9 protein-coding genes are annotated in these 9,994 nt (G+C 67.3%); all 9 read right to left on the reverse strand.

Features of this window, described 5'->3' with window-relative positions:
- Nucleotides 1–742 (reverse strand): UDP-N-acetylmuramoyl-L-alanine--D-glutamate ligase (gene murD, locus WAO18_RS00445; protein WP_422202949.1); only part of this gene is annotated, 742 nt, incomplete at its 3' end.
- Between the two features lie 66 nt (nt 743–808).
- Nucleotides 809–1,891, reverse strand: coding sequence for a phospho-N-acetylmuramoyl-pentapeptide-transferase (gene mraY / locus WAO18_RS00450; protein ID WP_422202951.1), 1,083 nt, complete (start codon nt 1,889–1,891; stop codon nt 809–811).
- The gene (locus tag WAO18_RS00455; protein WP_422202953.1) at nt 1,888–3,408 is read right to left on the reverse strand and encodes a UDP-N-acetylmuramoyl-tripeptide--D-alanyl-D-alanine ligase; all 1,521 of its coding nucleotides are present in this window, start codon (nt 3,406–3,408) and stop codon (nt 1,888–1,890) included. The genes mraY and WAO18_RS00455 overlap by 4 nt, the downstream gene beginning before the upstream one ends.
- Entirely contained in the window at nt 3,405–4,937 is a 1,533-nt protein-coding gene (locus WAO18_RS00460) for a UDP-N-acetylmuramoyl-L-alanyl-D-glutamate--2,6-diaminopimelate ligase (protein ID WP_422202955.1), read from the reverse strand. Before WAO18_RS00460 ends, WAO18_RS00455 begins: the two co-directional genes overlap by 4 nt.
- Nucleotides 4,938–5,029: 92 nt before the next feature.
- Complete coding sequence (locus tag WAO18_RS00465) at nt 5,030–5,320, reverse strand: hypothetical protein (RefSeq protein WP_422202957.1); 291 nt, start codon at nt 5,318–5,320, stop codon at nt 5,030–5,032.
- Nucleotides 5,321–5,393: 73 nt separating this feature from the next.
- Nucleotides 5,394–5,942, reverse strand: coding sequence for an LppA family lipoprotein (locus tag WAO18_RS00470; protein WP_422202959.1), 549 nt, complete (start codon nt 5,940–5,942; stop codon nt 5,394–5,396).
- Nucleotides 5,943–5,953: 11 nt separating this feature from the next.
- Complete coding sequence (locus WAO18_RS00475) at nt 5,954–7,573, reverse strand: alpha/beta hydrolase (RefSeq protein ID WP_422202961.1); 1,620 nt, start codon at nt 7,571–7,573, stop codon at nt 5,954–5,956.
- On the reverse strand, nt 7,570–7,890 hold the full coding sequence (locus tag WAO18_RS00480) for a WXG100 family type VII secretion target (protein ID WP_422202963.1): 321 nt from the start codon (nt 7,888–7,890) through the stop codon (nt 7,570–7,572). The genes WAO18_RS00475 and WAO18_RS00480 overlap by 4 nt, the downstream gene beginning before the upstream one ends.
- Before the next feature lie 73 nt (nt 7,891–7,963).
- Nucleotides 7,964–9,901 (reverse strand): peptidoglycan D,D-transpeptidase FtsI family protein, encoded by a 1,938-nt coding sequence (locus WAO18_RS00485; RefSeq protein ID WP_422202965.1) that lies wholly within the window; start codon nt 9,899–9,901, stop codon nt 7,964–7,966.
- Nucleotides 9,902–9,994 lie beyond the last annotated feature (93 nt).

The following is a 9,994-nucleotide window of genomic DNA, read 5'->3' on the forward strand; positions in this document are numbered from 1 at the left end:
CGCCCAGCCTGAAGCCGACCCGGACGGGCGCAGGGGCTGCCGCGAGCAGCTCCGCCGCCCGCGGGTCGTCCAGCCCGGCCACCGCCACCCGGCCGCGCAGTACGGCGGCCTTGGCCGCGGCGTACTCGTCCATGGTGGCGTGCCAGTCCAAATGATCTTCGGCGACGTTGAGCACCACCCCGGCCTCGGGTCGCAGCGACGGCGCCCAGTGCAGCTGAAAGCTGGACAGCTCGACGGCCAGCACGTCGGCGGGTTCACGCAACACGTCCAGCACCGGGCTGCCGATATTGCCGCACAGCCGACTGTTCATGCCCGCGGCGACGAGCATGGCGTGCAGCATCGACGTGGTGGTGGTCTTGCCGTTGGTGCCGGTTACCGCCAGCCAGCGCCGCGGCGAGCCGTAATGACCGCCCTGGTCGAGCCGCCACGCCAGCTCGACGTCACCCCAGACCGGCACACCGGCGGCCGCGGCGGCAGTGGGCACAAGCGCGGTGGGCGGGAAACCCGGGCTGGTGACCACCAGGGCGTAGTCGGCGATGTGCTTCGCGGCGGTCGCCGAATCCGCCGTCGCCGTACCGGCCTCGGCGAACTGGCGACGGGTAGTGGGGTCGTCGTCGCACAGCGTCGTCGCAGCGCCCAGCGCGGCGAGAGCCGCCAGCACCGCACGGCCGGTCACGCCGCCCCCCGCGACCAGCACCGGCGCTCCGGCCGACAGCGAATCGAGCGCGGGGTCGGGGCTCATTGGCGCCGCTCCTCGGCGCCTTTCCGGATCGCACTGCCCTGTTGATCGTCGCCGACGCGCCTCATGTCAGCCGCCGCCGGTGGCGGCCAACCACTCGCTGTAGAACAGAGCGACGCCCAGACCGCAGCTGATCGCGGTAAGCAGCCAGAACCGAATGATCACGGTGGTTTCGGCCCAGCCGACCAACTCGAAGTGGTGATGGAAGGGCGCCATCCGGAACACCCGGCGCCCGGTCGTCCGGAAAGCGACAATCTGCAGCACCACCGAGACGATCTCCGCGACGAACAGCGAGCCCAGCACAACCGCCAGGATTTCGGTGCGGCTGGTCACCGAGATGCCGGCGATGATGCCGCCCAGCGCCAGCGATCCGGTATCACCCATGAAGATCTTGGCCGGCGCGGCGTTCCACCACAGAAACCCGATGCACGCACCAGCGGTCGAGGCGGCGATGATCGCCAGATCCAGCGGGTCGCGCACGTTGTAACACCCCAAGCCGGGGGCGGTCGCACAGGCGTTGCGATACTGCCAAAACGTGATCAGCACATAGGCGGCGGTGACCATGGCCATCGAGCCCGCGGCCAAGCCGTCCAAGCCGTCGGTGAAGTTGACCGCGTTGGACCAGGCGCTGACGAGGAGCACGCAGAACAACACGAAGATCGCGGGAGCCAGTGTGACGGTGGCGATTTCGCGCACATACGACAGATCCGAGGTGCCCGGTGTCAGGCCCGCCTCGTTGCGGAATTGCAGGACTAGTATTCCCACCAGGATCGCGGCGGTGATCTGTCCGACGGTCTTGGCGGTTTTATTCAGACCCAGGTTGCGTGAGCGCCGGATCTTGATCAGGTCGTCGACGAATCCGACCGCGCCCAGCGTGGTGGCCAGGAAGAGCACCAGCAGACCCGAGGCCGACGGGCCGTAACCGTTGAACGCCAGGCCGAGCAGATGGGTGCCTAGGTAACCCGCCCAGATGCCGGCCAGGATCGCGACGCCGCCCATCGACGGTGTGCCACGCTTGGTCTTGTGGCTCGGTGGGCCGTCCTCACGAATCTCTTGGCCGAAGCCCTGCCGGTTGAACAGCCGGATCAGCATCGGGGTCAGCAAGATGGACACCGTCAGCGAAATCGCGACGGCGATGAGGATGTCGATCATCGGCTATCGCCCTGGCCGTCGACCCGGTCGGCGGCCAGCGAATCGGCCAACGTCCCAAGACCTGCGGAGTTGGAGGCTTTGACCAGTACCACGTCCCCAGGCTGCAGTTCAGCCCGCAGCAGGGCCAGGGCAGCGTCGGCGTCGGCGACGATGGCGGCTTCTGGTTCCCCTTCTGAGCCGCGGGCCCCTTCCATGACCGCGCCCTGGTGCATGGCGCTCATAGACCTCCCCGTTCCGACGACAATGAGTCGAGACACATCTAATCGCACCGCCAGCCTGCCGATGCGGTCATGCTCGGATATCGCGTCGTCGCCGAGCTCGGCCATCTCGCCCAGCACCGCCCAGCTGCGCCGACGCTCTCCCCCGCCGCCGGCCGATATCCAGGCCAGTGCCTGCAGTCCAGTGCGCATCGAGTCCGGGTTGGCGTTGTAGGCGTCATCGATGACCGTCACCCCGTCGGTGCGAGTGCTGACCTGCATCCGGTGACCCGACACCGGGCCGGCACCGGCCAGCGCTTCGGCCACCTGTGCGGCGGCGGCACCGCATTCCAGCGCGACGGCAACCGCGCACAACGCGTTGCTGATCTGGTGGTCGCCGTGCACCGCGAGGCGGACGTCGACGGTGCCGCCCGCCGAGTGCAGGGTGAACTGTGGCCTGGCCAGCTCGTCGAGCGTCGCCGGCCCGGCCCACACGTCGGTCTGGCCGTTCCGGCTGACCCGCACGACCCGGGCCGCGGTCACGTCGGCCATCGCCGCCACCGCCGGGTCGTCGACATTGAGCACAACCACCCCGGACCGCGGAACCGATTGCGGCAGCTCGGATTTTGTCTTTGCAATAGCGTCGCGCGAGCCGAACTCGCCGAGGTGCGCGGTGCCGACGTTGAGCACCACCCCGATAGCCGGCGGCGCGATCGCCGCCAGTGCGGCGATGTTACCGGGATGACGCGCCGACAGCTCGAGGATCAGGTAGTCGGTGCTCGCGGTGGCACGCAGCACCGTCCACGGGTGACCGAGTTCGTTGTTGAACGACCCGGGCGGGGCCACCACCTCGCCGAGCGGGGCGAGCGCGGCGGCCATCAGATCTTTGGTCGACGTCTTGCCCGACGAACCGGTTATCCCGATGATCGTCAGACCCCCGGCCACCAGCTCGGTGGCCACCGCGGCCGCGAGTTTGGCCAACGCCGCCAGCACGGCGGCGCCCGATCCGTCGGTGTCGTACTCGAGCACACCGGCGCGGCTTTCTGCCGCCGTCGGGTCGGGAGCGACGACGATCGCCGGAACCCCGACCGGTCTGGCGGCCAGCACCGCCACCGCTCCGGCGGCCACCGCCGAGGCCGCGTGGTCGTGGCCGTCGACACGAGCACCGGGCAGCGCGAGGAACAAACCGCCGGAAGTGACTTTGCGAGAGTCGAATTCGACGGTTCCGGTGACGTGCACACGTGCCGCGTCCTCAGCAGAGATATCGGCCAACTCACCACCGACGATGGCAGCAATCTGCGCAACGGTGAGGTCGATCATGGGCGCCGCCCCTCGAGCGCGGCGGCCAGCTCAACCCGATCGTCGAAGGGCTGGGTGTGCCCGGCGCGGGTCTGACCGGTCTCGTGGCCCTTGCCGGCGATCAGCACCACGTCGCCGGCTGCCGCCCAGGCCACCGCGTGGTCGATCGCCTCGCGCCGGTCGCCGATCTCGACGACGCTCGCCGCGGTGCCGGCTTCGGTTGCGCCGGAAAGGATCTCGCGGCGAATCGACGCCGGATCTTCGCTGCGGGGGTTGTCATCGGTGATTACCACCAGGTCGGCCAACTCGGCGGCGACGCGGCCCATCGGCGCTCGTTTGCCCGGATCGCGATCGCCGCCGGCGCCGAACACCACCGCCAGACGGCTGGTCGGGCGGCGCAGCGTCCGCAAAACCTCCTGTAGCGCGCCCGGCTTGTGCGCGTAGTCGACCAGGGCCAAGAAGTTCTGACCGCGGTCGATCCGCTCGAGCCGTCCGGGCACCTGGGTGTGCCGGAGCCCGGTTGACGCCTGTTCGGGGGAAACCCCGACGGCGTCGAGAACTGCCAGTGCGACAAGGCAATTGGCGACGTTGTAGTCGCCCGGTAGCGCGATTCTGAGCCGGTGGTGTACACCGGCCGGGTCGACGGCGGTGAACTCCTGCTCGCCGGCCTCGGCGGTAATGGCTTCAGCGTGCCACTCCGCGGGCCGACCCTTCGTGCTGACCGTGGTCGCCTTGTCGGCGCGGTGTGCCATCGAACGGCCGGCATCGTCGTCGACGCACACCACCGCGCGGTGGGCGTGCAGCGGCGACGCCGGGTCGAACAACCGCGCCTTGGCCTCGAAGTAGTCCTGCATCGTCGGGTGGAAGTCGAGGTGATCGCGCGACAGGTTGGTGAACGCACCCACCGCGAAGTGGATGCCGTCGACGCGGCCCAGTGTCAGCGCGTGACTGGAAACCTCCATCACCACGGTGTCCACGCCGCGCTCAGCCATCACCGCCAGCAGGGCCTGCAGCGCGGGCGCCTCGGGCGTGGTCAGCGTGCTCGGAATGTCGGCGCCGTTGATGCGCAGGCCGACGGTGCCGATCACCCCCACCGTTCGGCCGGCCGACCGCAGACCGGCTTCGATCAGGTAGGTCGTCGTGGTCTTGCCCGACGTCCCGGTGACCCCGATGACAGTCAGGTGCTCGGACGGACGCCCGTACACGGTGGCGGCAAGCTCCCCCAGAACCCTGCGGGGTTCGGGATGGACGAGGACGGGCACCGTGCCGGCGTCGCGGTTCAGCTGCGCAAAGCCGGCCCCGTCGGTGAGCACGGCGACGGCCCCGCTTTCGATCGCGTCGCCGTAGAAGCGGGCGCCGTGTGTCGACCCGCCGGGCAGCGCGGCGAACAGGTCGCCGGGTTGGACGTCTTGAGCGCGCAGAGTCACGCCGGTGATCGGCAAATCCGACGCGGAGCTGCCTTCGGCGGGCACCGCGCCCACCTGAGCGGCCAGCGTCGACAACGGGACGCCGGCGCCGGTGGTGGGACGTAGCGCCTCGGGCAACGCCATCACCTCCGTCCGCCGCCTGGTCCGGACGCCGGGGTCAGCGCCTCCATCAGCCCTGACACCTTATCGAGCGGGAGGATTTCGGCCGAACGCCGTCAGGACTTGAACGACAAGTAGAGGACGACGACATCGATGCTGAAAAACGCGAACGCGGCCAGCGGAATCAGGAAACCCCAGCCGCGCTTGGCGGTCCGGATCGAAGCGATGATGGTCAACAGCGAGACCAAGGGCGCACCGAAAAACAACAAGATCATGACGAGAACCGGCGGACCCTGACGCGGGCAGTCCTGGTAGGCGCAACGGTCGGTGCCCATCGCGCCCCCGAAGGCGACCAGCATGACTACTAACGCGCCGGGCACCGTCAGCAGCGCCAAGATCCACGTCACTACCGAGCGAACGCGGTGCCCAGAGCGTCCTTCCCGTACGCTATTTGGCAATTGGCTTGCAGCAGAAAGCATCTCAAGGTCTCGTGGTCGACGTCGGAGCGTCAGCCTCGCTCATTCGACAGTCAGACTTCCCGGAGAAAATCGTCTGCTTGGCGGTACCGAACTCAAACTCAACACCGTCGGGGCCGGAGATGGTCAGATCTTTGTTTCCGGGCTGGTCCACGAAGACGTGCAGCGTGGTGGCACCGAAGCGCGCGGCGCCGTCCTTGACGATGTCAACCGCCCGCTGCCACTGGTCGTCGGGGATCGCCTTGTCGAACACGATGTAGTAGTACGCCTGCTTGCCGCGGGTCCACACGTAATCGCCGCCACAGCCGCGCCAGCTGTCCTCCTTGACATGCCAGCGCATCCCCGTCGTCAGGGCAGCGATGTTGCCGGCCATCTGATTCATCGCAGCCGAATACTCGGCCTTGGCCGCTTCTAACGAGGGCTTGGCGCGTAACCCGTTCTCCAGTTCCGCAACCCGCTGCGGCCCCGGATTGCCATTCGTTCCAGGATCCGTTGCACCGCAACCGAAAACTGACATGCACACCACCACCATCCATACACTCCATGCGGCCATCCGGACGGTCATCATCGCCCCGGATGCGGATACGGGGTCAACGGCGTCGGCGCCATCACCAATTGCTTTCCACCGTCGGGCAAATCGGCAATCCCGGCGGCCACCACCGCCAGGTTGTAGCCCGACATTCTCAATTGATCGCCGCCCGGAGCCGACGCCGCACGGGGATAGTCGGCGTGACTGTGCACGCCTTCCCGATTGACACCGTCCGGACTCAGCCCGGCTTGCGAGGACAGTTCGGGCATCATCCCACCGTACGGATCTTGGCCCCAGCCATGCAGAGGCGCGAGCGGCGCCACTTCAGGAATCCAGTCGTCGCCAGGAGGTGCCCGCATAACGAACGCGTGTCCGTTGGCCAGCCCGAGCTGACTGGGGCTCTCCAACTCCAGACCCGGCGAACCGTAGAACACCGCGTCATTGACCGGATGCAAGCCCTGCGCGTTGAGCTGTTGCAGAGCAAGCGAGGCTGTCAGCGACCCGTAGCTGTGCCCGAACAGACTGAGATGCGCGTTCGGATTGCCGGCATGCAGCTGCTGAAGATATGGCGCCAACGCGGCCGCCCCACCTTGCGCGCGTTCGTCATTGACGGTGCGCCAGAAATCACGCGGGCCGCCGGTATTGATCGGGTTCGCCGGTGGGTCGTACCCCATCCATGCGATGGTCACCACCGAACCCGGGATGCCGAGGCGGTCAAGCTGCTTTTGCGCGGTGTCCCGCAAATTGCTGGCCTCGGTGACCATGCCGGGTAGCGAATCCTTGGTGCTGGAGCCGAGTCCGGGGACAGTCACCGAAATGTCGGTAGCGGTATCGGGGTTGCCGACCGCCACCGCCGCGCGGACCTTTTGGCTCGGATCCGTCGGAATCTCGAGTTGGGTCAGGTAGGTCTCCGGGGCCCGCCCTAGCGCATCGTCGATGGCGTCGAATTCGCCCGCCCGGTACTTGGCTGCGTTCAATTGATTGTCGAGGTCCTGGAGCCAGCGCTGATCTCCACTTTGTCGCGCCCGATCAGCCTGCGCTTCAAGGTCTTTGATGTGCGCATTCAGTTTTGCCCGCTCTTCACGCACCCGTTCCTGGTTGGCATCGCTTTCACGCTGGGTCGGGGTCAGTCCGCCAGGACCGACCGGTGGACCGGAATTGGGCGGAATGGCGGAGTCGCCGTCGGCCATGTTGATCGCGCTGGCCAGTTCCTCGTCGACGGCGTTGGCTTCGGCCAGAATCGCGTCAAGCCGTGGCTGTAGCTGTATTTCGGCGATAATCGCTTCTGCGGGCAGACAATTGGACGTTGGGACCACTCGGTTGCTCATTGGGTCGATCGCCATGCTCAACGCGGCGGCGTCGCGGCGCAAAGCCCGTAGGTCTGACTGCACATGCTCGATGCCGTCGGCAGCCTGGTCGGCGGCACGGGCCACCGCGAGCGCCTCGTTGCCATGGGTGTCGAGGTCCACGCGGATGGTGGCATTGGCGTGTTTTCGGGCTTCGGCCGTTGCGCCTTCCCAAGTGTCGAACACCGCCAGCGAACTCAATTCACGCGACGCATCCAGGGTGGCCTGACCGCGGGCATTCGCCGCCTGGAACACCTCGCGCACCGCGGCGGCGTTCCACCGATCGATATCGGCCACCGTCAGCGTCACGACTCAGGGGCAGGGTGCACTGCGCGGAGCCTCTCGACGTTCTCATTCTCGAGCGCCGTGAAATCGATGCCGTCGTTGTTCAGCGCCAGCGCATGATCGCCGACACTGGTCAGCAGTCTGCGTGAGGTCTCCAACCAGGCAGCCGTCCTGATCTGCAGCGCCGCCCCAGAGCTGCCCACCCAGCCGGACTGGGCCGCAGCGATCCGGCTGTCCGACGACATGTGCGCACTCGCCAGATCGTCGCCCTGGCCGGCTACCTGCGCCGCCGAGACCGCCAACGCTTCAATGTCGACCCGAAAATTCTCGCCTGCCACCATCGCCGTCACCTCCGCTGTGCCTCGTCATTCTCCCACAACGGCGCCAGGCGGCCAGTCGCAATTCACTGCCTGGCTACATGGCCTGCAGCGTCAGCGGTGGACCGGGATCAGGTGACAGCGGGACATTTCCGCGCTGCAGCAGCCAGCCCGCGATGTTGTGAAACAGCGGGGCCGCCGAATGGCCGGGCGTCCCGTCGGAGTTGGCCGCCGGGTTGTCCATCATGATGCCGATGACGTAACGCGGGTCGTCGGTGGTCGCCATGCCCGCGAAGGTGATCCAGTAGACGTTGTCGTAGTAGCAGCCGCACGCCGGGTTGATCTGCTGCGCCGTCCCGGTCTTGCCGGACACCTGATAGCCGTCGACGGCCGCCGCCGGGCCGGTGCCCTGCTGGTTGCCGGTCGGGTCACGCTGCACCACGCCGCGCAACATGTTGCGCACGGTTCGTGCGGTCTCCGCCGAGACCACCCGAACACCTTGCGGGCGCGGCTCTTCGGTGTGAGCGCCGTCGGCTCCGACGGTTGCCTTGATGATCCGTGGTGGCATTCGCACGCCGTCGTTGGCGATTGCCTGGTACATGCCGGTCATCTGCAACAGGGTCATCGAAAGACCTTGGCCGATCGGCAAGTTGGAGAACGTGCTGCCCGACCACTGGTCGATCGGCGGCACCAGACCCTCGCTTTCACCGGGCAGCCCCACCCCGGTGCGCTGGCCGAGCCCGAACTTGCGGACCATGTCGTAGTAGCGCTGCGGTCCGACGCGCTGCGCGAGCATCAGCGTGCCCACATTGGACGATTTACTGAACACACCGGTGGTGGTGTACGGCGCGACGCCGTGGTTCCAGGCGTCGTGGACCGTCACCCCCCCCATGTTGATCGAGCCCGGAACCTGCAGCACCTCATCAGGATTGGACAGGCCGTACTCGATCAGCGAGGCGGCGGTGACAACCTTGTTCACCGACCCGGGCTCGAACGGCGAGGACACCGGCAGGTCGCCCAGCTCTTTCTTGCCCTGACGACCGATGTCCTGAGACGGGTCGAAGGTGTTGTCGTTGGACATCGCCAGCACTTCGCCGGTCTTGGCATCCAGCACGACCGCCGAGACATTGCGCGCCCCGGACAGATTCTTGGCCTGCTGCACTTGCTGCTGGACGTAGAACTGAATGTCGTCGTCGATGGTCAGCTGGACCGTGGCGCCGTTGACCGCCTGATGCTGGTTGCGGTAGCTGCCAGGGATCACCACACCGTCGGAGCCGCGGTCGTAGGTGACCGAGCCGTCGGTGCCGGCCAGTTCGGCGTCCATGGAATCTTCCAGACCCAGCAGACCGTGTCCGTCCCAGTCGATTCCGCCGACGACGTTGGCCGCCAGCGACCCGCCCGGGTACTGGCGTAGATCTTGACGCTCGGCGCCTACTTCGGGGAATTTGCGGGTGATCGTCGTGGCGATCGCGGGGTCGACAGCGCGGGCGAGATAGACGAACGTCTCGTCGCTGCGCAGCTTCTTGAGCACGGTGGCCTTGTCCGGCTTGTTGTTCAGCCGAAGCGCCACTTCCTTGGCGATATCCTTCAGCCGCTGTAGCGGGTCAGGCGCTTTCGCGTTCTTCTGCTTGGCCTCGGCGAGCTGCTTGTTGATGCGGCGCGGCTGGAAGGTCAGCGCGCGGGCTTCGATCGTGAAGGCGAGTTGATTGTTGTTGCGGTCGACGATGCCGCCGCGGACCGCCTTTTCGACGTCGGTGACCTTCAGCTGTCCTGCGGCCTCGGCGCGCAGCCCGGAGGCGCGTGGCACCTGCAGGTAGAACAGTTGGGTAGCGGCCACCATCAACGCTAGGAAGATGACCCCATTGCCAACTCGGTGACGGAAGACGAATGAGGCGCCGCGGCTTCCGATCTCGACCGCCTGCCGGGTACGGCGTTGACTCGCCGAATGCACGGACGGGCTCGCCTTCGCCCGGCTTGCCTTGCCGGACCGCTTCGGCCGTGACGCCCGGCCGCCAGGCCGCCCTGCCCCACTCACCGGGGAACGCCGGGCGTCGTGACCGTCAGGGGGCCGAATTGCTCGCCGAGCAGGGGCCCGGTGGGCGTGGCGTGATGCGGCACGCCCGGCACA

It is taken from the genome of Mycobacterium sp. (assembly GCF_049278535.1).
Taxonomy (GTDB): Bacteria; Actinomycetota; Actinomycetes; order Mycobacteriales; family Mycobacteriaceae; genus Mycobacterium.

Bases quoted from the DNA above. Each gene is read 5' to 3' on its own strand.
- WAO18_RS00470 (WP_422202959.1), bottom strand. From the start codon at position 5,942: ATGGCCGCATGGAGTGTATGGATGGTGGTGGTGTGCATGTCAGTTTTC.
- WAO18_RS00480 (WP_422202963.1), bottom strand. From the start codon at position 7,890: ATGGTGGCAGGCGAGAATTTTCGGGTCGACATTGAAGCGTTGGCGGTC.
- mraY (WP_422202951.1), bottom strand. From the start codon at position 1,891: ATGATCGACATCCTCATCGCCGTCGCGATTTCGCTGACGGTGTCCATC.
- WAO18_RS00460 (WP_422202955.1), bottom strand. From the start codon at position 4,937: ATGGCGTTGCCCGAGGCGCTACGTCCCACCACCGGCGCCGGCGTCCCG.
- WAO18_RS00455 (WP_422202953.1), bottom strand. From the start codon at position 3,408: ATGATCGACCTCACCGTTGCGCAGATTGCTGCCATCGTCGGTGGTGAG.